The 20661-nt window shown below is 58.0% G+C and carries 20 protein-coding genes; 8 read left to right on the forward strand and 12 right to left on the reverse strand.

Annotation, left to right across the window (positions count from 1 at the left end; genetic code table 11):
• The first annotated feature begins 68 nt into the window (after nt 1-68).
• Nucleotides 69-506 carry a DMT family transporter gene (locus tag AC2FFB_RS10225; protein ID WP_271949483.1) on the forward strand — a complete coding sequence of 146 codons (438 nt, stop codon included), beginning with the start codon at nt 69-71 and terminating at the stop codon, nt 504-506.
• Here the strand turns inward: AC2FFB_RS10225 and AC2FFB_RS10230 are convergent.
• The 3 genes from AC2FFB_RS10230 to AC2FFB_RS10240 all read right to left on the reverse strand — a co-directional run bounded on the left by AC2FFB_RS10230 (nt 490) and on the right by AC2FFB_RS10240 (nt 3610).
• The gene (locus AC2FFB_RS10230; protein WP_496874874.1) at nt 490-1176 is read right to left on the reverse strand and encodes an ABC transporter ATP-binding protein; all 687 of its coding nucleotides are present in this window, start codon (nt 1174-1176) and stop codon (nt 490-492) included. The genes AC2FFB_RS10225 and AC2FFB_RS10230 overlap by 17 nt on opposite strands.
• Nucleotides 1169-2464, reverse strand: a complete 1296-nt coding sequence (locus tag AC2FFB_RS10235) for a lipoprotein-releasing ABC transporter permease subunit (protein ID WP_496874875.1) — start codon at nt 2462-2464, stop codon at nt 1169-1171. Before AC2FFB_RS10235 ends, AC2FFB_RS10230 begins: the two co-directional genes overlap by 8 nt.
• Nucleotides 2465-2527: 63 nt before the next feature.
• Nucleotides 2528-3610, reverse strand: a complete 1083-nt coding sequence (locus tag AC2FFB_RS10240; protein WP_496874876.1) for a DUF6492 family protein — start codon at nt 3608-3610, stop codon at nt 2528-2530.
• Between the two features lie 247 nt (nt 3611-3857).
• On the opposite strand from AC2FFB_RS10240, the gene AC2FFB_RS10245 reads away from it, so the two are divergent.
• Nucleotides 3858-4217, forward strand: a complete 360-nt coding sequence (locus tag AC2FFB_RS10245) for a hypothetical protein (RefSeq protein ID WP_281994920.1) — start codon at nt 3858-3860, stop codon at nt 4215-4217.
• Here AC2FFB_RS10245 and AC2FFB_RS10250 read toward each other — a convergent pair.
• Complete coding sequence (locus AC2FFB_RS10250; RefSeq protein WP_496874877.1) at nt 4214-5104, reverse strand: glycosyltransferase family 2 protein; 891 nt, start codon at nt 5102-5104, stop codon at nt 4214-4216. The two genes, AC2FFB_RS10245 and AC2FFB_RS10250, sit on opposite strands and share 4 nt — an antisense overlap.
• On the reverse strand, nt 5088-6428 hold the full coding sequence (gene proS, locus AC2FFB_RS10255) for a proline--tRNA ligase (RefSeq protein ID WP_496732007.1): 1341 nt from the start codon (nt 6426-6428) through the stop codon (nt 5088-5090). Before proS ends, AC2FFB_RS10250 begins: the two co-directional genes overlap by 17 nt.
• Nucleotides 6429-6595: 167 nt before the next feature.
• Between proS and AC2FFB_RS10260 the strand changes: the two genes are divergently transcribed.
• From AC2FFB_RS10260 to AC2FFB_RS10280, 5 genes are all read left to right on the forward strand, one after another.
• Complete coding sequence (locus tag AC2FFB_RS10260; protein WP_496874878.1) at nt 6596-7960, forward strand: FAD-dependent oxidoreductase; 1365 nt, start codon at nt 6596-6598, stop codon at nt 7958-7960.
• Nucleotides 7960-8934: an isopenicillin N synthase family dioxygenase gene (locus tag AC2FFB_RS10265; protein ID WP_496712818.1), complete on the forward strand. Its 975-nt coding sequence runs from the start codon at nt 7960-7962 to the stop codon at nt 8932-8934. Before AC2FFB_RS10260 ends, AC2FFB_RS10265 begins: the two co-directional genes overlap by 1 nt.
• A 91-nt stretch (nt 8935-9025) precedes the next feature.
• Nucleotides 9026-10099 carry an AI-2E family transporter gene (locus AC2FFB_RS10270; RefSeq protein WP_496874879.1) on the forward strand — a complete coding sequence of 358 codons (1074 nt, stop codon included), beginning with the start codon at nt 9026-9028 and terminating at the stop codon, nt 10097-10099.
• A complete protein-coding gene (locus AC2FFB_RS10275; RefSeq protein ID WP_271949468.1) occupies nt 10100-10789 on the forward strand; it encodes a P-loop NTPase family protein in 690 nt (229 codons plus the stop codon).
• A 49-nt stretch (nt 10790-10838) separates the two neighbouring features.
• Nucleotides 10839-12383: a Ppx/GppA family phosphatase gene (locus AC2FFB_RS10280; RefSeq protein WP_496874880.1), complete on the forward strand. Its 1545-nt coding sequence runs from the start codon at nt 10839-10841 to the stop codon at nt 12381-12383.
• Between the two features lie 3 nt (nt 12384-12386).
• On the opposite strand, the gene AC2FFB_RS10285 is transcribed toward AC2FFB_RS10280, so the two are convergent.
• The 6 genes from AC2FFB_RS10285 to scpA form a co-directional block, all read right to left on the reverse strand.
• A complete protein-coding gene (locus tag AC2FFB_RS10285) occupies nt 12387-12758 on the reverse strand; it encodes a hypothetical protein (RefSeq protein WP_496693827.1) in 372 nt (123 codons plus the stop codon).
• Nucleotides 12759-12795: 37 nt separating this feature from the next.
• The gene (locus tag AC2FFB_RS10290; RefSeq protein WP_496874881.1) at nt 12796-13800 is read right to left on the reverse strand and encodes an endonuclease/exonuclease/phosphatase family protein; all 1005 of its coding nucleotides are present in this window, start codon (nt 13798-13800) and stop codon (nt 12796-12798) included.
• A gap of 4 nt (nt 13801-13804) precedes the next feature.
• Complete coding sequence (locus AC2FFB_RS10295; protein ID WP_142636813.1) at nt 13805-14485, reverse strand: molecular chaperone DjiA; 681 nt, start codon at nt 14483-14485, stop codon at nt 13805-13807.
• 45 nt (nt 14486-14530) lie between these two features.
• On the reverse strand, nt 14531-15019 hold the full coding sequence (locus AC2FFB_RS10300; protein WP_496874882.1) for a GNAT family N-acetyltransferase: 489 nt from the start codon (nt 15017-15019) through the stop codon (nt 14531-14533).
• Nucleotides 15016-15618 (reverse strand): VOC family protein, encoded by a 603-nt coding sequence (locus tag AC2FFB_RS10305; protein ID WP_281972738.1) that lies wholly within the window; start codon nt 15616-15618, stop codon nt 15016-15018. The genes AC2FFB_RS10300 and AC2FFB_RS10305 overlap by 4 nt, the downstream gene beginning before the upstream one ends.
• Before the next feature lie 108 nt (nt 15619-15726).
• Complete coding sequence (gene scpA / locus AC2FFB_RS10310; RefSeq protein ID WP_496874883.1) at nt 15727-17853, reverse strand: methylmalonyl-CoA mutase; 2127 nt, start codon at nt 17851-17853, stop codon at nt 15727-15729.
• Nucleotides 17854-18021: 168 nt separating this feature from the next.
• Here scpA and AC2FFB_RS10315 point away from each other — a divergent pair, with 168 nt between their 5' ends.
• Nucleotides 18022-18468, forward strand: coding sequence for a DUF4174 domain-containing protein (locus AC2FFB_RS10315; protein ID WP_271949456.1), 447 nt, complete (start codon nt 18022-18024; stop codon nt 18466-18468).
• A 76-nt stretch (nt 18469-18544) separates the two neighbouring features.
• Here the strand turns inward: AC2FFB_RS10315 and AC2FFB_RS10320 are convergent, their stop codons facing one another.
• Nucleotides 18545-20590, reverse strand: coding sequence for an ATP-binding protein (locus AC2FFB_RS10320; protein WP_496874884.1), 2046 nt, complete (start codon nt 20588-20590; stop codon nt 18545-18547).
• Nucleotides 20591-20661: the final 71 nt, after the last annotated feature.

Below are 20661 nucleotides of genomic sequence, written 5' to 3' on the forward strand. Positions count from 1 at the left end.
ATTTTCAGGCTTGCCCGTGCCTAGGCTTGGCGCAATGATCCAGATCAACGAGGCAATAGGAAAACCGAATGACACAATATGCTGCTATTATGCTTGTGGCTGGAATTGGGGTTCCGATCCTTGCCGCGTTGAATGCCGCATTGGGCAAATTGATCGGGTCGCCAACAACAGCGGCTGTGGTCCTGTTTGCGATAGCCTTTGCATCAAGTGCAGCGTTGATGGTGGTTTTTCCCGGCTTTGGAGCCCTTTCAAAAATTGCCGATGCCCCCAAGCACCTGCTTCTGGCCGGTGTGCTTGTCGCCTTTTATGTTCTGTCAATCACCCATGTTGCGCCACATTTTGGGGTCGGCAACGCGGTGTTCTTTGTCCTTCTTGGGCAACTCGTAAGCACTGCAGCCATCGACCACTTCGGCTTGTTTGGCGCGCAGGTCACCCCGCTGACATGGGTTCGCGCAAGCGGTATCGCAGTGATGGCTGCAGGCGTTGCCATCACTCAACTGGCCTAAGCGCGCCTCCGTCCAGCCTCAGTGTTCGGTCCATCCGGGCGGCAAGCTGCATGTTATGTGTGGCGATCAGAGCCGAGAGCCCCTCGTTCCGCACCAAAGCCATCAATGCGTCAAAAACCTGATCCGAGGTTTCAGGGTCCAAATTGCCTGTCGGCTCATCCGCAAGAAGAACCCGAGGTTTGTTGGCCAATGCGCGGCAGAAGGCCACGCGTTGCTGCTCACCGCCAGACAGGGCGGCCGGCCGGTGATCGGCGCGCGCGGCGACGCCGACATGATCCAGAAGGGACATCGCCCGTTCCTGGGCTGCCCTTTCGGACACGCCATTGGCCAGCTGCGGGAGGGTAATATTCTCCAACGCGGTGAATTCTGGCAACAGATGGTGAAACTGGTAGACAAAGCCGACATCCTGCCGCCGCAACGCAGTTCGCGCGCGATCACCTTTCCCGGTCACGTTCTGGCCTGCAATCTCAACCGATCCTGTGTCGGGTGTGTCCAACAATCCGGCAATATGCAACAGCGTCGACTTACCGGCACCAGAGGGCGCCACAAGAGCCACGGCCTCGCCCGCACGCAGGTCCAAATCGACACCGCGCAATACCTGAACCTCACCCGGCTTACCTTTGAGATAAGTCTTGGTCAGACCGGCCAATCGCATCATTACATCACTCATAGCGCAGCGCCTCAACAGGGTTCAGCCGCGCCGCGCGCCGGGCGGGGAAATAGGTGACCAGGAATGACAAGCCCAGAGATAGGCCAACGGCCTTGAGCACATCCGAAAGATGCAGCTCGGCAGGCAGCGCATAAATGCCGCGGATGGATGGATCCCAAACCCCGCCCCCCATCACAAAGTTTACAAAACTGAAGATTGGGTCGATATAGATTGCAAAGAGACAGCCCAGCACCACGCCCAACGCAGTGCCGATGATCCCCGTAAATGCCCCGCAGATAAAGAACACGCGCAGGATCGAGCCTTCGCTCAGCCCGATGGTGCGTAAGATGCCGATGTCTCGGCCCTTATTTTTCACCAGCATGATCAGACCCGAGACGATGTTCATCGCCGCGATCAGAACCAGGATCGACAGGATGATGAACATGACGTTGTCTTCCACTTCAAGCGCGCGGAGGAACCCGCCCGAGGCATCCTGCCATGTCCAGATCTGGCTGCGCTCGCCTGCGGCTTCAAGGATCGGGATCAGGATCGGCGTCAGCTCTTCAGGGCGGTCAACCATAACTTCGATCTCATCAGCCACGCCCTCGCGGTTGAAAAAACCCTGCGCCTGTTCGAAGGGCATATAGACCCGCGTCCGGTCGATGTCATAACGCCCAGCAGAAAACACATAAACCACCTGGTAGGCATTCACTCGGGGAGAGGTGCCAAACGCGGTCTTCACCCCATTGGGCGAGGTCAGCTTGATGGTATCGCCCACCGTCGCCCCGATTCTGCGCGCGACGCCTGAACCTATGGCAATGACGTCCTGGCCGTTCTGAAACATCGACAGATCACCAACCGCCTGTTCGCTTTCGGCGACACCGGGCAGCTCCAGCAAATCTTCGGGCTGGATGCCAAATACCTCAACCCCGCTGCTGCGGTCGCGATTGGTGATCAGAACCTGACCTTTCACCAAAGGTGCTGCACGCTGAACGCCTGGAACCTGAGCGATCCGGTCGGCCATGTCCGTATAATCCGCAATAGTGCGATCTACCTGCCCCTGCGCAGTGAACTCACCCGATGAATACACGGTCACATGGGCGTTAGCCCCCAGAATGGTTCCGACAAATTCGGACCGGAAACCGGATCTGACGGCCAATGTGGCGATCAGCGCAAACACTGCCAGGGTAATCCCGATCAGCGAAATCCATGTCATCACGCTGACGCCACCTTCAGCACGGCGCGCACGCAGGTATCGCCAAGCGATTTTCCACTCAAAAAGCGCAAATGGCGGTGGTATCTTGGCCATGTCTGCTCCGCTGGTTTTGTTTTGTGGCGACCCTCTCGGCAATTCGACCGGGGGTCAAGCCGGTTATCCGCCCACTTCGACTTGCCCGGTCAAAGCAGCGGTTCTGTTCAAGGCGGCCTCGGCGATGGAACGATCGCAGATACCGCGGCTTTCCAGCTCGTGAAACACCCGGTTTCGAATGTCGGCGGGCAGCTTGTAAAGCGCTCTGTTATGCAAGCCTAGGGTCAAAGTTTCCGGATCGTCCAGCCGGGAAAGCTCATCGGTCAGTTTCTGCGCCGAGAAGGATGGCCACAGCCCTATGCTGGTGTTTCCCGAGGGTTCGAACCAAGGCGCAAAACCGGCTTCGGATTTCAGACAAAATGCATTCAACAACATAAACTCAGACGGGCGCCTGCGAGAGGCAAATAGCGACTGAACCGATCCGTGGCGCGCATTTATCTCTTGTAGCAGATCCAGGATCAGCGACCGGCGCACAGGATAAGGCGTTGCGAAATTTGTTGTCTGTATACCGTCCGTTTCCGGGATCGACGCGCCCAGCGCATCAAAGCTCTGTTCCAGCCAGCGTCTGTGATAATCGCTGTTCACACCGATAAACGGAATCCGCGCCGCACCACTGTCCGAGAAAAACTCGGCTTCCTGAAAGGGGCGCAGAAACAGGTTCTTGGTGTCCAGTATTACAATGTTTTCTGTCGAGGCAGCCCGAGCAGATCCCAATTTCAAAACCTGCTGTGTCCGGTATCCGTTGTTGCCACGCCATCCACCCTTGCGCGCGCCCGGAATGCGGTATCGGTTTTCGATCAATATCCTGTCCGAGATCGACCGGCGCGCGCATTGCCCAGGAGACAGCAAAACGTCATCGCCGCTCAGGACTTCAACTTTGGGTCGCAACGGACCGTAAGAAGCCAAAATCGGTTCCACCATCGCGCGCAGTGCCGGTTCGTCCACATCGTTCATGATCACCCGGATCGAGCCGACCTGATCAGGGTCAACAAATCGGGCAAAAGACAATGCCTGCAATTCAAGCAAGGGGAAGTCTTTGGAATAGACGACGGTTGTGAAGCTCAGCAAACCGTGGATCCTTTTGTGATTTTCGGCCCGTGTATCAGCAAATTCCAGGTGATCCAATTCCGCAAGAAATTCAACCATCGGCGAATCAGGTCGGGGTTTTTCAAAATACGGATGATTTCCACATGCCGCATTATACCCTTGGTTGTGAAGCCCTTCACAGACAGCACCGCATTGTTTCAGCTATGAAGTCAATGTGAGCATTCAGGGTGAAACTGCACTCAAAATGCAACATTTTAGGCGCAATATTATTTCGCTTTTTGATTATTTAAAGAAACTTTGTCACCCTACTTTGTGGGGGAATTCATTTCCAGAGCGGGGGTCGCTCATGAATATTCGTACTGAAACAGAACAACCGGGCGCAATTTCGGCCCGGAAACTATCTACAGAAATTGATTGCGAGACCGCAGCACTGCTGCGCGCGGCGATACGCCCGATATTTTCCGGTGCCGCAAGCTGGGGCAATCTGACGGATATCCTGAAAGATAAAGGGTACCATTTGGCGTTTCGACAGGGGCGGTTATGTATCACCGATCGCATGACTGGCGACCGTGTTTGCGGAATACGCTTTCTGGGGTTCGAATTTAAGGACCTGGTCAATCGCTTGGGCCGTCCGATCGTTGTTCCACGCGGATCCGAGGCTGATGGCGATCTGCTATCCGTCCGACCGACTGCGACAGGCCACTAATAGCGCCGCCAAAACTGTACGGATCGGCGGGCCGTTTTCCATAGGCTATGGCGTGCCGCCAGTTTGATCCCGACCGGAGTATCTGGGCGCCGCAGTAATTCGATCATCAGATTGGCGGGCATATGTCCGCGGCGGTAGAACCGGAAGAAATCCTGTTGGGTCAGGGTCCGCGCTGCATTGAAACCTGAATAGAATTGAACCCAGACGCGGGCATAATCCTCGGCGGTTTTGACAATGTTGCTGGTTACGCCCCTGCCCCAGAACATGGAAACAGGCTCATCCGTGCGCTCTCCCTGATATCCGGCAGCGACAAGCCTCAGCATCAGGTCATAATCCGCAGCCACCCGAAACTGCGTGTCATGCCCGCCAAGCGCCTGAAACACATCCCGCCGCAGCAACACCGAATTATGGCAGAACGGCATCCGCTGCAGGATCGCTTTGAGCGACATGCGCTTTTCCCGACTTTCCGAACCGTCCTCGTATTTGCGCAGGGTCGAGCCATACAGGAAATCCGGTCGAGATTCCGCAAGCCGGTCGGCAAGGGTGTTCAAAATGCCATCCGATGCCAGCGAGTCATCCGAGTTCAGGAACAGCAGATAATCACCCTGTGCAGCCTCGGCGCCTTTGTTCATGGCATCATACAGGCCAGTATCAGGCGCGCTGATCACGCGCGTTCGTGGTGCACCTGCCGTCAGCTCTTCCAGAAACGCCACCGTGCCGTCATCCGATGCGCCATCCTGAATGATATGTTCGGCCCGGTCGCAACTCTGCCGGGCCATACAGGCTATGACTTCGCGGAAACTGTCCTGCCGCCCTTGGGACAGTAGGTTATATGTCGCCGTGATGACCGAGATCAGCGGCGTGACGGTTTCAGGCGATGCGCTCATAGATCTCGGCGATCTTGGTGACGGCGGCTTCGGGGCTCAACTCTTCGCTTTCGCCTGTGCGGCGGCAAGTCAGTTCGACCAAGCCGTTTTTCAGGCCGCGCGGGCCAACGGTGATGCGCCATGGCAGACCGATCAGGTCCATGGTGGCGAACTTGCCCCCGGCCCGTTCCTTGCGGTCATCATAGAGCGGATCAAGCCCCAGCACGGTCAGCGCGGCATAGAGTTTTTCACAGGCTGCGTCCGCTTCGTCATCGCCTTGTTTCAGGTTCACGATACCGCAATGGAACGGGGTCACGCCCTCGGGCCAGATGATGCCCTTGTCGTCATGGCTGGCTTCAATGATCGCGCCAACCAAGCGGCTGACACCGATGCCGTGGCTACCCATATGGACCGGAACCGGTTTGCCATCGGGGCCTTGAACGGTTGCCCCAAGGGGTTCGGAATATTTTGTGCCGAAATAGAAGATCTGGCCAACTTCGATCCCGCGCGCCACACGGCGCCGATCTTCCGGCACCTGATTGAACAGCGCCTCGTCATGCGTCTCGTCGGTGCGGGCGTATTTTGAAGTGAACTCTTCCAGAATGGACTGACATTGACCACGGTCGTCATAGTCAATCTGACGGTCGCCAAAAGTCAGGTCGGTGACGGCGCTGTCATAGAATACCTCAGACTCGCCGGTTTCAGCCAAAACCAGGAATTCATGCGTATCGTCGCCACCGATTGGGCCGGAATCGGCGCGCATCGGGATCGCCTGCAAGCCCATGCGCTCATAGGTGCGCAGATATGTAACCAGGTGGCGGTTATAGGCGTGCAGCGCATCCTCTTTGGTCAAGTCGAAATTATAACCGTCCTTCATATAGAACTCGCGGCCCCGCATCACGCCGAAACGCGGACGGATTTCATCGCGGAATTTCCACTGGATCTGATAGAGCGTCAGCGGCAGGTCCTTGTAGCTACTGACATGACCCCGAAAAATGTCGGTCACCAGTTCCTCGGCAGTCGGGGTAAAAAGCATGTCCCGGTCATGCCGGTCTTTCATGCGCAACATTTCCTGGCCGTAGTCGTCATAACGTCCGGATTCGCGCCACAGATCTGCCGATTGCATGACAGGCATCTGAATGGCGATGTGACCCGCCCGCGCCTGTTCTTCGTGCACGATGTTTTCCAGCTTGCGCAGAACTTTGAACCCCAGCGGGAGCCAGGAATAGATCCCAGCAGCGGCCTGCTTGATCATGCCCGCGCGCAGCATCAGCCGGTGGCTGACGATCTGAGCCTCGGAGGGGTTTTCCTTGAGAACGGGCAGAAAGTAACGGCTGAGGCGCATGGCTTGACCTTTAGAGGTAAAATTCGACTTCAAAGGTGATTATGCCAAAGCCCCGCCGGGGGCAATCACGCATTGGGGTTTTACGACCACGGGCCTGTCGGTTTTTTGATTGACCCGCCAGTTAGCTGCGTCAAATGTGGCGGCAATGTAAAGTCACCGAGGCGCCCATGCAGACCATTCAAGAACCCGCCCGTCAGATCCCCGTTGTCCATTCCACGGACGTTCTGGTTGTTGGCTCCGGGCCTGCAGGTCTGGCCGCAGCGCTGGCGGCCGCACGGGCCGGAGCCGAAGTGTCTCTGGTCGACCGCTTCGGCTGCATGGGCGGCAATATCACTGCTGTCGGCGTTGAAGGCTTTGCCTGGTATCGCCACGAGCAAACGGTCGAGGCTGGCGGCATCGGCATGGAGTTCGAAACCCGCGCCAAAGAAATGGGTGCGGCGGTGCCAGAAAGCCAGTCGCTGAGTTATGAGCTGGACAGCGAAGGGTTCAAATTGGTCGCCGACAAACTGATTGAAGAGGCCGGTGTGCATCCGATGCTGCACCGGCAATTCGTGGCTCCGATCATGGACGGCGACCGGATCACCGGCATCATCACCGAATCCAAAGCCGGCCGCGAGGCGATACTGGCGAAGGTTGTCATTGACGCTACCGGAGACGCAGATGTCGCCCATCGCGCCGGTGCGCCCACGCACAAGACCGCACGAGAAGACATGATGGCGGCCTCGGTCATGTTCCATCTGGCGGGCGTCGACAAGCGCGCCTTTATCGAAGGCGTAAAGGCCGACCCCCAGACCTATAAGGATTGGGGCGGTGGCGGCGAATGGAACATTGAGACCAGCGGTAAAGAGGACGACATGTACTCGCCCTTTGTGCACAAACCGTTCCAGCAGGCGATTGATCAGGGGCTGATCCCGGCACATCTGAACACCATCGCGGGCACTTGGGGTGCGATGCATGACACCGGTGAGCTGACCTATATGAACCTGATTCATCTGGCCGGGATCGATGGCACCGATCCCGACAGCATGACCCGCGGTGAGATCGAAGGGCGGCGTCAGTCAATGCTCGCCATCGAGGCGCTGCGCCGGTTCATGCCCGGGTGTGAGAACGCCCGGCTGCGGAATTTCGGGATGACCATCGGCATTCGCGACACCCGCAAGATCGACGCGGTGTACAACATGACCGAGGATGATGCCCGCCATCAGGGCCGGTTCGAAGACACCATCGGCATCTATCCCGAATTCATCGACGGCTATGGCATTTTGATCCTGCCCACGACTGGTCGGTACATGCATATCCCCTATCGGTCGATGCTGCCCAAAGGGATCAAGGGCCTGCTGGTCGCGGGCCGGTCACATGGGGCGGACCGGGTTGCCCATGCGGCGACGCGCAACATGGCTTGCTGTGCGGTCATGGGTCAGGGCGCGGGGATTGCTGCGGCGCTTTCACTCAAAAGCAACCAAGACCTCGATAAATTGAACCTTGCCCCGGTGCATAAAGAACTGGCACGGCAAGGCGTGAGGATACGCTGATGGACCAAATCCCAACAATCGACATTGCTCCGCTGGGTGATGCCAGCCACACCGATTTCAACGCAACCGTTCAGGCAGTCATGGATGCCTGCACCCGGATTGGGTTCCTGTCGATTACCGGCACCGGCGTTTCGCGGGACACCGTCAACAACATGCGCACTTGCGTCCGGGCGATTTTCGACATCGACGATGATGCGAAATGGGATCAGGCGATCACACGCGAGAATTATCGCGGTTTTATCCCGATGGGGTTTTTCACCCCGAATGACGGGTCGGGCAAAGCGGATAAATACGAAGGCTACAAGCTGCATTATCAGGTGGACCTGGATGCGCCCATCCGCCGAGATTGTGCCCTCTATGGCCCCAATATCTGGCCCCGCCATGTTCCACGGGCACAGGCAGTGATTCTGGATTACTGGTCAAAGCTGGACGGTGTCGCGCATATGCTGCTGGGCGCGCTGGAGATGGGATTGAAGCTACCTGCGAACCAGCTGCGCGCTGCGTTCCGCGACCCCATGACCAATATGACCTTGTTGCACTACCCCCCTCAGGCCCCGGACGAGGCCGGGTACGGCATCCACCCGCATAAAGACACGGATGCGCTGACCATCATCGCCCCGGACCCGGTCGGCGGGCTTGAGGTTCAGACCCGTGACGGAGGCTGGATAACCCCCGACTGCCCGCCGGGTGGGTTCGTCGTCAATATCGGTGACATGCTGGAGCTTTGGTCAGGTGGGCGCTTGAAATCCACGCCGCACCGGGTGGTCAACCGGTCGGGAAAAGAACGCTATTCCTTCCCGTATTTCGCGGTGCCGCGTCATGATGTGGTTGTCGAACCGCTTTTACCGCCCCTGCCCGGCTTTGACAGGCCATCCGTGCATTGCGGCCATTGGTCGGCTGAAATCTGGCGCACCAACTGGCCCGATGAAACAGCGCATGACGCCACCCCTGAACTGGGCACGTTAAGCGACTAGCCCCGCGCGATTCTGGCGGGTCATGAAGCGCTTGCATCGTGGGGCCGCATACGCCAAGAACATTTGCACGTGCCGAAACAAGGGGACAGCCATGGCTTTGCCGGTAAGAGATCAACTCAGGTACTGGGGCATCGCCTCAGTGGTTATTGTACTGCTGTTGTGGGCACTTGGCGATGTATTGCTGCCCTTTGTAATCGGTGGCGCGATTGCCTATTTCCTTGATCCTGTTGCGGATAGGCTTGAAAAGCTGGGCCTGTCCCGCATGGCCGCTACCGGGGTAATCACGGTTGTCGGCGTTTTGGGTTTCGTACTGCTTATCCTGATGGTCGTTCCGGCGCTGATCACCCAGTTGATCGACCTGGTCGAGGTTATGCCCAGCCTTCTTAAGCAGCTAAGAGGGTTTATCGAACAGCAATTCCCGTCGCTTTTGGACCGCGAATCCAACACGCACCAGTTTCTGGTGTCCTTGGGAGAGACGCTTCAGTCCAAAACTGGTGATGTCCTGCAATCTGTCGCTGCGTCGCTTGGATCAGCCATCAACGTGGTGGTTCTGCTGGTGATTGTCCCAGTGGTCACCGTCTACATGCTGTTGGACTGGGACCGCATGATTGCTCGTATCGCAGAGCTTTTGCCCCGCGACCACGCCCCCACCATCAAGCGGCTGGCTGGTGAGATTGACAGCGTTCTGGCCTCATTTGTACGTGGAATGGGCACGGTCTGCCTGATCCTGGGCACCTATTACGCCGTCGCGCTGATGGCCGTCGGACTGCAGTTCGGGCTGGTCGTTGGGTTCATCGCCGGCTTGGTCACGTTTATCCCTTATCTGGGCGCCCTGATCGGGGGCTCACTGGCCATTGGTTTGGCACTTTTCCAGTTCTGGGGAGACTGGACGCAAATTGGGCTGGTCGCAGCGGTCTTTGCATTGGGTCAGGTGGCCGAGGGCAATTTTCTGACGCCAAAGCTCGTCGGCAGCTCGGTCGGGTTGCACCCGGTCTGGCTGTTGCTGGCATTGTCGGTCTTTGGCGCCCTGTTCGGATTTGTCGGGATGCTGATCGCCGTCCCGGTCGCCGCAGCACTTGGCGTTCTGGCGCGCTTTGCCACGTCGATCTATTTGGATAGCCGTCTGTATACTGGCCTTGTGGGTTTGGACCAGGAAGACGATTGAATGGCCCTACAGCTGAGCTTTGATCTACCGGCCAAGACTGCGCTGGGGCGCGAGGATTTTTTCGTCTCGCCCGCAAATGCGCTGGCCGTGGCCATGATCTCGGCTACCTCATGGCCGGGGAATAAACTGGTGCTCAGCGGTCCTGCAGGCGCGGGCAAGACACATCTGGCCCATGTGTGGGCGGCCGAGACCGGTGGTCGCATTGTGCAAGCCTCGCAGATTAAGCACGACGAGGTTCCTGACCTCGCCCAAACACCGATCGCAGTGGAAGATGTCCCCATGATTGCTGGCGATATCGACCAGCAGAAAACCCTATTCCATTTGCACAATCTTGTGTTGGCAGAAGGCCACGCCCTGTTGATGACCGGGCGCCTGGCGCCAAATTTCTGGCAGTTGCCCTTGCCTGACCTGCAAAGCAGGATCGAAGGCGCACATCACGTTGCGCTGGACCCGCCCGATGACGCGCTACTGGGCGCCGTGCTGGCCAAACTGTTCGTAGACCGACAGCTGAACCCCGGACCCGAGGTCATCGCTTACCTCGTCAAACATATGGATCGCCGTTTCGAAACCGCCGCCAGCGCTGTGGCGCTGCTGGATCAACTGGCGCTGTCTGAGAAACGAGACATCACGCGGGCTCTGGCCGTACGGGTACTGAGTGCGGAACTGGAAGATGCCGAAACCAGCGATTGACCCGTCCCCGGTGATTTCGCATCTTAAGCCTGGAATATCTGGAAGAGATATGGATCAAGCCGTAGATACCAACATTCCCGACTGGGGACCTTTCGGAAAGCCGTTGTTTGACAACCCCGAGGCCCGCGCCCTGTCGCGCGTCGGCGTTGTTGATGTAGGGTCGAACTCGGTCAGGATGGTGATCTTTGATGGTGCGGCGCGATCGCCTGCCTATTTCTACAATGAAAAAGTCATGTGCGAGCTTGGCGCGGGCCTGTCCGAGACCGGCCGCCTGAACCCGCTTGGCAGGATACGTGCCCTGGCTGCGTTGAAGCGTTTTTCCCGGCTGTCAGACGATCTGGGTCTGCCGGGGCTGCACGTCTTGGCCACCGCCGCCGTGCGAGAGGCCAAGGATGGCCCGGATTTTTGCGCCGAAGTTCAAGCGCTAACCGGGTTGACGGTCTCGGTCATCGACGGCGGGGAAGAGGCACGCCTGTCCGCTCAGGGCGTTTTACTGGGCTGGCCCGGTGCATATGGTCTGATCTGTGATATCGGCGGGTCCTCGATGGAGCTGGCCGAGATCGGTGGCGGAGACGTTGGTCGTCGCCTGTCGTCGGCCCTAGGTCCGCTGAAGCTGCGGGATATCAAGGGCGGTCGTCGCGCGCGCAAGGCGCAAATCAAGGAGACGATGGAAAACCTGCGCGACCAGATGGGCCCTCAGCGCGATCGTCTGTTTCTGGTGGGCGGAAGCTGGCGGGCCTTTGCAAGGCTCGACATGCTGCGCCGGGGATATCCCCTGAACGTGCTGCATGAATATCGGATGACGACGAAGCAGGTGCATCAAACCATCAAATTCATCGAAAAGGGTGACCCGGAAAAACTGCGCAGTCTGGCAGGCGTCTCGGGTTCTCGGATGGCGCTGATTCCTTATGCGATGGATGTGCTTGCGCGACTGGTGCGAACGTTCAAACCCAAGGACATTGCCGTTTCCAGCTATGGCATCCGCGAAGGCCTGCTTTACGAACAGATGCCACAAATCCTGCGCGATCGTGACCCTCTGATCGAAGCCAGCTATTTTTCCGAAGCCAAAGATGCCCGCCTGCCCGGGTTTGGCAAACATCTGTTCGAATTCGTCATGCCTCTGTTCAAATCCGCGCCGGCCGCGCGGGTCAGGCTGATCAAGGCTGCGTGTCTTTTGCACGATGTCAGTTGGCGCGCCCATCCGGATTACCGGGCTGAAACCTGCTTTGATTACGTAACTCGCGCCAACTTGGGCGGATTAAAGCATTCCGAACGGGTCTATATCGGGCTGGCCCTGCAGCACAGGTATCGCAACAAGCGTGAGGGCAACCGGTTTACCCCTCTCTATGACTTGTTGGGCGAAAAAGATCAGGAACAGGCCGAGATTCTGGGCAAAGCCATGCGCTTTGGTGCAATGCTGTGGATGCAGAACGAAGCCACGATGGGCACGCTTCGGCTGTACCCTAAAAAACGTCAGCTAGAGCTGATTTTGCCAGAAGCCGCAGCCCCTCTCTTTAGCGAAGTGGCCGAAGCACGACTGAACTCATTGGCAAGCACGCTGAAATCCGAACCCCGCTTGATCATCAAAGGCTGACCCTCAGATATCAATCTCGCCTTCGGGCTCATTTTCGGGTTTTTCCGGCTCAACCTCGGGCTCGGGCGGCTTTTTGCGGATAATAATATCCCCGTTCGGCAGGAATTCCGGAGCCTCATAAACACTCCAGTCCTGTACTTCGGCGGCCAGTTCCGCCAGGGCCGGTCCCATTTCCTCAAAAAACGACTGCATCGCGGGGCCGAATTGATCTGCCAGCCCCAACAAATCTTCAAGCGCGGGTTCCATTTCCTGACGCAGCCCTTCAAAGAACAACTCAGCCCCTTGTTCCATCAAGGATTTGCCTGTGTCGTCCTCTGCCTGTGCCGGAACGCCCATGGCCGCTGTGACCACGCATATTGAAATGAACTTTTTCATGCTTCAGATATAAGTCGCCCACGCCGGCGATGAAAGGTCACAGATCAATATCCAGCGTGACAGGGAAATGATCCGAGGCTGTCAGCAGCGCCTCGTGCAGGTCCCGCGAAGCATAGCATGCAGGGTCCTGGAAAGGATGCCATATGCGCCATTTCGGGCGCTTAACACGCAGCCCTTCGCTGATCATGACATAGTCCAACAGCGCCTCAAGATGATCAGCACTGTCGCGGCGAACAAAGCGCGCGGACGAGGGTAAGATTTCGGGTTCAGCCTCGTTTGCCATCACCGCATGCGGATCGAACAGACCGGTCTGCAACAGGATTTCGACAGATGAGCGTCCGAACAGGTTTTCAAACTCATCCAAGCCCGGCCCGTCGTTGAGATCGCCCAAAAGGATGACATGCTCGTCAGCCGCAATATGTGCCTGTACTCGCCGCCCCAACCAGACAGCCTGTGCAAGCTGTTTGCGTCGATTGGCGATGGATATCCGGATCGCCTCATCGCGGCTTTCTGCCCCATGCGGGGCTTTGGATTTCAGATGCGCTCCGATCAGTCGAAACGTCGCCCCGCCTGACGTTTGCGCTGACAACTCCATTGGCGGCTTGGAAAAGCGCACATGATCCTCGGTTGCATCTATATCCAGGTCGATCTTGAACACGCCATCAAAACGAGGGGCAGCCCCTTTTCCCTCCTTGTTTCCTTTGGGATCATGGCGCAATGACAGGATCTGAGGATCGAAAAGAAACGCAAGTTCCTGATGGGTATCGTTCGGAAACCCCATGATCGCGTTTCCTATGCGGAGATCGAACGCTTCGGCAAACCCTTGCAGCGCACGCACGGTGTTCTGCGTCTTACCAGTATTCGGAGCTTCAACAATCAGTACGGCATCCGCGTCGATTGCCGTCAGCACTTTTGCGATGGCCTCGATCTGTTCAGCTTTGGTGACATTGTATCTGCCGGACCAGCTGTCATCTACGATCAAACGGTCTTGCCGGTCGAAGAGATTGGCGAACCATTCAATATTGTAGGTTGCCAATCGCATCGGTTCAGGCCTGCGCGCCTTTGATTTCATCCCAGGCGCGATTGATGTCGATCATCTTTTTTTCGGCCAGACGAATGGCCTCTTCCGGAACGCCTCGTGACATCATGGCGTCGGGATGAGTGTCGCGTACAAGTTGCCGCCAGACCTTACGAATGTCGGGCAGAGGCATATTCCGCGGCACACCCAGCACCGTATAAGGATCCTTTGGTGCATCCGGTACAAACCGTGCGCGTAAGGCCAGAAACTGAGCATCGGTCTGACCGAATATCCGGCTGACATCTTCCAGAAACTTATTTTCGTTGGGATGATAAAACCCGTCGGCCATTGCGATATGAAACAGCCCCTCCATCAGGTCGCACAAGGTGGTGCTGTCTTCTGCGAACATATAGGCAATTTTGCTGGCATATTCCTGATACCCGGCGACATCGGTGCGCGCCATGTCAAAGACTCGAGCTGCACCGGCCTCATCTTCGCGTGCGATCTGAAATACATCCCGAAAGGCAGTAACCTCGTCTCGCGTGACCTGCCCGTCGGCCTTGGCCATCTTGGCCCCCAGGGCGATGACCGCAATCGCAAAGGCGACCGAGCGTTCCGGCGGCGTGCGCAGTTTCTCGAACACGGCCGTCAGGCTTTCGCCCTGTGCAAGCGCGCTTAGCGCATCGGATATACGGGTCCAAATCGACATGAGTGCACCCTAACCCGCTCCTTCGCGACTGTCAGGTGCGACAGATCACTGCGGGGCAAGAATTTTCTGCATCAGCACAAGATCCAACCACTGACCGCATTTAAACCCCACCTCGGGCATCAGGCCCACTTGTGTAAATCCGGCAGCTGTATGGAAAGCGATGGCCGGAGGATTGGCCGAGGAAATGCCCGCAATCAGAACATGAACATTGTCCATCTGTGCGCGGGCTTCCAAGGCCTGCAACAATGCGCGGCCTATCCCCTGACCCCGCGCCTGCGGTGCCAACAGGATCGAATGTTCACGCGTATGGGCATAGCCCGGCCCTGACCGAAACGCACCATAGGTTGCGAAGCCCAGAACAACGCCGTCACGCTTGGCCACCAGAAACGCCGCCCCTCTGGATTTGATATCCAATGCAACGGCGTCATCGCTGCGCAATTCGGTGGTGAAGGTCACCAGCGTGTCGCGGATGATCGCATTCCAGATCGCCGCAACGGCGGGCGCGTCGTCTGAACTGGCTTGCCGGATATTCATTCCAGCACCCGCACCCCGTGCGGCGTGTCAATTTCCGCGCGCAACGCCGCCGGACCGCTGTCGAACTCAACTTGCCCCAACGGCCCAACCGCTTTGGCGAGATCCAGCGCATCAGGGTGATAGACGACTAGGCGGCGCAGCTGGCAGCCACTGTCGTTCAGCATGTTTGCCGGGTGAAGGTCACCCTGCCACTGGATGAGCGCCGGGAAAAGATTATCAAACGGCAGGCGCCCATTGGGAGGCACCGCCATGCGCCAACGCAGCGCGCCACGGTTTAGGTCGATCGGTTGGCCGACTCCGTCAGGAAAGACCATCAGTGAGGTCTCGATATCCGGAACCTGGCAAATCCAGTTGGTCAGGCGGGGAGCGCCCTGAAACCGATCTAGATCGAACCAGCGGGTTATTTGCGGATTGGGTGCATCGGGGTCAATCGCGATGGCTTCCAGATACAAACCGTCCCGCAGGCCCAACAACCGGTTATGAGTTCCGAATTTCTCGTGCTTGCCGCCGTCCTGCAAGGGTACGCCCAGCGCCTGTTCGACATGAGCCGAAGCCTGTTCAAGCGTTTCGCCAGCTACCGCCAAGTGATCAAGTAACACGGATGAGCCCCCCAGATGACAAACGGCCAGACCGCAAGGGTCTGGCCGTATGTTTTCCTCAAAGGCGCTGGATCACAAGATTTTTCGACGAAAAACCTCTGCGCCGGGTCAATCTTTGGCTTCGCCGATCAAACTCAGGATATCTTGTGCCGCCTCTGGGATGTTCGTACCCGGACCAAAGATCGCCTTAACCCCGTGATCATAGAGGAACTTATAATCCTGTTGTGGGATGACACCTCCGCAGATGACGATGATATCCTCAGCCCCGGCCTTTTTCAGTTCTTCGACCAGCTGCGGGGCCAGCGTCTTGTGCCCGGCTGCCTGAGACGAAATGCCGACGACATGGACGTCATTGTCCACCGCGTCTTGTGCTGCCTCGGCCGGCGTTTGGAACAGCGGGCCAACGTCCACGTCAAAGCCGATATCGGCAAAGGCTGTGGCGATCACCTTGGCTCCCCGGTCATGCCCGTCCTGCCCCATCTTGACGACCAGCAGGCGCGGGCGACGGCCTTCGGCCTCAGCAAAATCCTCAATGGACTTCTGGATGGCGGCAAAGCCTTCGTCGCCCTCATAGGCGGCCCCATAAACACCGGCCAGCGTTTTGACCTCGGCGCGGTGGCGACCAAATTCCTTTTCCATTGCCATGCTGATCTCTCCTACGGATGCGCGGGCACGGGCGGCTTCGACAGCAGCGGCCAGCAGGTTGCCGCCATCGCGGGCGGTGGTCGTCAGGGTGTCCAGCGCCTTTTGGCAGGCAGCCTCATCGCGCGTGGCACGGATGCGTTCCAGACGTGCCACCTGCGCCTCGCGGACAGCCACGTTGTCGACATCCAGAATGTCTATCGGGTCTTCCCGTTCCTTGCGGTACTTGTTGACGCCGACGATTACCTCGTCACCCCGGTCGATCATCGCCTGCCGTCGGGCGGCGCTTTCTTCTATCCGAAGCTTTGGCATGCCGGATGCAACGGCCTTGGTCATGCCGCCCATTTCCTCGACCTCTTCCATAAGAGCCCAGGCTTTTTCGACCAGCTCATTGGTCAGGCTTTCGATATAGTAAGACCCGGCCAGCGGATCGACCACATCGGTCACCCCGGTTTCCTCTTGCAGCACCAACTGAGTGTTCCGTGCAATGCGAGCAGAGAAATCGGTGGGCAGCGCAATCGCCTCGTCCAAGGCGTTAGTATGCAGCGATTGGGTGCCGCCCAGAACCGCGCTCATCGCCTCATAGGCGGTGCGGATCACGTTGTTATAGGGGTCTTGTTCTTGCAGCGACACGCCTGAGGTCTGGCAATGGGTCCGCAGCATCTTAGAGCGCTCGGATTTCGCGCCGAAATCGGTCATCACCCGATGCCAAAGGGTACGGGCCGCACGCAGCTTGGCAATTTCCATGAAGAAATTCATGCCAATGGCAAAAAAGAACGACAAGCGACCAGCGAATTTGTCGACATCCATTCCGGCCTGCGTCGCTGCACGAACGTATTCGCGCCCGTCAGCAAGCGTATAGGCCAGCTCCTGCACCAGGTTCGCGCCGGCCTCTTGCATGTGATAGCCCGAGATTGAGATCGAGTTGAATTTGGGCATATCATTCGACGTATATTCGATGATGTCCGAGATGATCTTCATCGAAGGCTCAGGCGGGTAGATATAGGTGTTACGCACCATGAATTCTTTCAGAATGTCATTCTGAATAGTGCCGGACAGGACGGATTTGTCGTGGCCCTGTTCCTCACCCGCTACAATGAAACTTGCCAGGATAGGAACCACGGCACCGTTCATGGTCATCGAGACCGAGACCTTGTCCAACGGGATGCCGTCGAACAGAATCTTCATGTCCTCTACGCTGTCGATGGCCACACCGGCCTTGCCCACATCGCCGACAACGCGTGGGTGGTCGCTGTCATATCCGCGGTGCGTGGCCAGATCGAAAGCAACCGAGACCCCCTGCTGACCCGCCGCCAGATTGCGACGGTAGAAGGCATTCGATTCCTCGGCGGTGGAAAACCCCGCATATTGGCGGATCGTCCAGGGACGACCGGCATACATTGTCGCCTTTACCCCGCGCGTGAACGGCCCAAACCCGGGCATGGAGCCCATATGCGGCAGTTCAGCCGTATCTTCCTGCGTATAGAGTGGCTTGACGGCGATGCCTTCCAGCGTCTCTTTGGTCAGGTCGTCCAACGGGCGACCGCGCAGCTCTTTCTCGGCCAGCGCCTGCCAGTCTTTCCTATTGGTCATTGCGATATCCTTTTCTCAATTCGGGTCGCGCAAGGGCGTGGCCCGCGCGTTATCATCCGTGGTTGCGCCCATTCGAATTGGATGGGACGCAATATTTTATGGGCTGCGTGCATTTCGCTGGTCGCATTCGTGCGCACAGGGACTATATTCAATCCAACAGGAGGCCCAATGACACGAACGCTAGCCTTTGTTTTTTCGGCGCTATTTCCACTGGCGGCCCTTGCAGCTGACGGGGTAGCCCCGGTTGACGATGAATTTGTCCGCCCTGTGGGGGATAGCGAGCTCAGCGAATATCTGTGGATCAAGCGGCCCATTGTTGTCTTTGCCGATACACCTGCTGACCCGCGATTCCAGCAGCAGGTCGACATGCTTTTGGAAGGGGAGGACGTCATGCGCGACCGCGATGTGGTCGTTCTGATCGACACTGACCCTGACGCCCGCTCGCCCATCCGGTCAAAACTGCGCCCGCGTGGGTTCCAGATGGTGTTTGTCGACAAGGACGGCGTGGTCAAACTGCGCAAACCCTCCCCTTGGAGCGTGCGTGAAATCGGTCGCTCCATCGACAAGACCCCCCTGCGCCAACGCGAAATCCGTGAACGGCGCGAGGGCGGCTGAACGCGTTTCCCATACCCGACGGCCCCGGCGGCGACCGCCGGTTCCCTTGCAGGATATGACAAACGCACGGTCATGATCATTCAAACTCGATGATCACATCATCCACGGCGAGGCTGTCGCCGGGGCCTGCGTTGATCTTGGCAACGGTGCCTTTTTTCTCGGCGCGCAGGATGTTTTCCATCTTCATCGCCTCGATGGTGCACAGCGCCTGACCTTCCTGCACTTCTTGGCCCACTTCGACATCGACCTTTACGATCAGGCCAGGCATCGGGCAGAGCAGCAGCTTCGAGGTATCAGGCGGCAGTTTCTCGGGCATCAGCTTGGCCAGTTCCGCCTGACGCGGACGGCGCACATGCACCTTCATATCCGCGCCCCGGTTGCGGATCCGGAACCCGCCCGAGATTTTGTCGGCCTTCAGTACCAGCGGGCTACCGTCTACGTCCAGCACCGCCAGTTGATCGCCCGGCGTCCACTCCGAGGCCACGCGCAATGTCGCGCCGTCTTCGAATTTGACCGTCGCGCCCTCTTTGTCGGCATTCACCTGAACTGCGTATTCCTGGCCCTGCAGAGTCACGACCCAGCGTTTGCCGACCTTGCGTTCATGGTTGTCCATCCGGCCCGATACACGGGTGCGGCGAATCTCGGCCACCCGGTGCATGGCGGCGCAGGAAGCTGCGATCTGGCGCAGGTCAGCCTCGGGCAGCTCTACGCCCTGGAACCCATCGGGGTACTGTTCTTCGATGAACGCGGTAGTCATCTCGCCCTTGATGAAGATCGGATGATCCATCACTGCCGACAGGAACGGCAGATTGTGCCCGATGCCTTCGACCTCGAAACTGTCCAGCGCCACTCGCATAGTCTCAATCGCTTGATCACGGGTCGGGGCCCAGGTGCACAATTTGGCGATCATCGGATCGTAATACATACTGATCTCGCCGCCCTCAAAGACGCCGGTATCATTGCGAACGGCGGCCTCTCCGCTGGGGGCCTCACCCTGCCATTTGTCATTTACCAACAGCGGACCAGCGGCAGTTTCCTGAGGCGGGCGGTAGCGCGTCAAACGACCAATGGACGGCAAGAAGCCACGATACGGATCTTCGGCATACAAACGGTTTTCAATCGCCCAGCCGGTCAGTGTGACATCGTCCTGGGAGATCGACAGTTTCTCACCAGCCGCGACGCGGATCATCTGTTCGACCAGATCGACACCGGTGATCAGTTCGGTCACCGGGTGTTCCACCTGCAGGCGTGTGTTCATTTCTAGAAAGTAGAAGTTCTTGTCACCATCAACGATAAACTCGACCGTGCCAGCGCTGGCATAATCCACAGCCTTGGCCAGGGCCACCGCCTGCTCGCCCATCGCCTTGCGGGTCGCCTCATCCAGGAAAGGCGATGGTGCCTCTTCGACCACCTTCTGGTTCCGACGCTGGATCGAGCATTCGCGTTCGCCCAGATAAACCCCGTTGCCGTGGCTGTCGCACAGAACCTGAATCTCGATGTGGCGGGGCTGGGTCACGAATTTCTCGATGAAAATCCGGTCATCGCCAAAGGAATTCGCGGCCTCGTTCTTGGACGACTGGAACCCTTCGCGCGCCTCGTCGTCATTCCACGCGATCCGCATGCCTTTACCACCGCCACCGGCGCTGGCTTTGATCATGACCGGATAGCCAACCTCATTCGAGATCTTCACCGCGTCTTCCGCGTCTTCAATCAGGCCCATATAGCCCGGAACCGTGGAAACTCCGGCCTCTTGCGCGATCTTTTTCGAGGTGATCTTGTCGCCCATGCTTTCAATCGCGCCCACCGGCGGACCGACAAAAGCCACGCCCTCGGCATTCAACGCCTCGGCGAATTTCGAGTTTTCAGACAGAAAGCCATATCCCGGATGAACCGCCTGCGCGCCGCTTTGGCGGATCGCATCCATGACCTTGTCGATCACGATATAGGACTGGTTCGCAGGTGGCGGGCCGATATGCACGGCCTCATCTGCCATCGACACATGCAGGGCGTTCTTGTCCGCGTCCGAATAGATGGCGACCGTGCCGATACCCATCTTGCGGGCGGTTTTGATAACCCGGCAGGCGATCTCGCCCCGGTTGGCGATCAGGATCTTGTTGAACATGGAACGTCCTCTGTCTTGAAGTTCTGGAAACGCAAAACGCCGCCGCGGGGCAATGGCCCCACGACGGCGTG

The sequence above is a fragment of the Ruegeria sp. YTSA219 genome (assembly GCF_059609985.1).

Excerpts from the sequence above, each read along its gene's own strand:
- scpA (WP_496874883.1), bottom strand. The coding sequence starts at position 17,853 with ATGACCAATAGGAAAGACTGGCAGGCGCTGGCCGAGAAAGAGCTGCGC.
- AC2FFB_RS10320 (WP_496874884.1), bottom strand. The coding sequence starts at position 20,590 with ATGTTCAACAAGATCCTGATCGCCAACCGGGGCGAGATCGCCTGCCGG.
- AC2FFB_RS10235 (WP_496874875.1), bottom strand. The coding sequence starts at position 2,464 with ATGGCCAAGATACCACCGCCATTTGCGCTTTTTGAGTGGAAAATCGCT.
- AC2FFB_RS10300 (WP_496874882.1), bottom strand. The coding sequence starts at position 15,019 with ATGAATATCCGGCAAGCCAGTTCAGACGACGCGCCCGCCGTTGCGGCG.
- AC2FFB_RS10225 (WP_271949483.1), top strand. The coding sequence starts at position 69 with ATGACACAATATGCTGCTATTATGCTTGTGGCTGGAATTGGGGTTCCG.
- AC2FFB_RS10315 (WP_271949456.1), top strand. The coding sequence starts at position 18,022 with ATGACACGAACGCTAGCCTTTGTTTTTTCGGCGCTATTTCCACTGGCG.
- AC2FFB_RS10295 (WP_142636813.1), bottom strand. The coding sequence starts at position 14,485 with ATGTCGATTTGGACCCGTATATCCGATGCGCTAAGCGCGCTTGCACAG.
- AC2FFB_RS10280 (WP_496874880.1), top strand. The coding sequence starts at position 10,839 with ATGGATCAAGCCGTAGATACCAACATTCCCGACTGGGGACCTTTCGGA.
- AC2FFB_RS10240 (WP_496874876.1), bottom strand. The coding sequence starts at position 3,610 with ATGGTTGAATTTCTTGCGGAATTGGATCACCTGGAATTTGCTGATACA.
- AC2FFB_RS10230 (WP_496874874.1), bottom strand. The coding sequence starts at position 1,176 with ATGAGTGATGTAATGATGCGATTGGCCGGTCTGACCAAGACTTATCTC.
- AC2FFB_RS10245 (WP_281994920.1), top strand. The coding sequence starts at position 3,858 with ATGAATATTCGTACTGAAACAGAACAACCGGGCGCAATTTCGGCCCGG.
- AC2FFB_RS10275 (WP_271949468.1), top strand. The coding sequence starts at position 10,100 with ATGGCCCTACAGCTGAGCTTTGATCTACCGGCCAAGACTGCGCTGGGG.
- AC2FFB_RS10265 (WP_496712818.1), top strand. The coding sequence starts at position 7,960 with ATGGACCAAATCCCAACAATCGACATTGCTCCGCTGGGTGATGCCAGC.
- AC2FFB_RS10260 (WP_496874878.1), top strand. The coding sequence starts at position 6,596 with ATGCAGACCATTCAAGAACCCGCCCGTCAGATCCCCGTTGTCCATTCC.
- AC2FFB_RS10290 (WP_496874881.1), bottom strand. The coding sequence starts at position 13,800 with ATGCGATTGGCAACCTACAATATTGAATGGTTCGCCAATCTCTTCGAC.
- AC2FFB_RS10270 (WP_496874879.1), top strand. The coding sequence starts at position 9,026 with ATGGCTTTGCCGGTAAGAGATCAACTCAGGTACTGGGGCATCGCCTCA.
- AC2FFB_RS10250 (WP_496874877.1), bottom strand. The coding sequence starts at position 5,104 with ATGAGCGCATCGCCTGAAACCGTCACGCCGCTGATCTCGGTCATCACG.
- AC2FFB_RS10285 (WP_496693827.1), bottom strand. The coding sequence starts at position 12,758 with ATGAAAAAGTTCATTTCAATATGCGTGGTCACAGCGGCCATGGGCGTT.
- proS (WP_496732007.1), bottom strand. The coding sequence starts at position 6,428 with ATGCGCCTCAGCCGTTACTTTCTGCCCGTTCTCAAGGAAAACCCCTCC.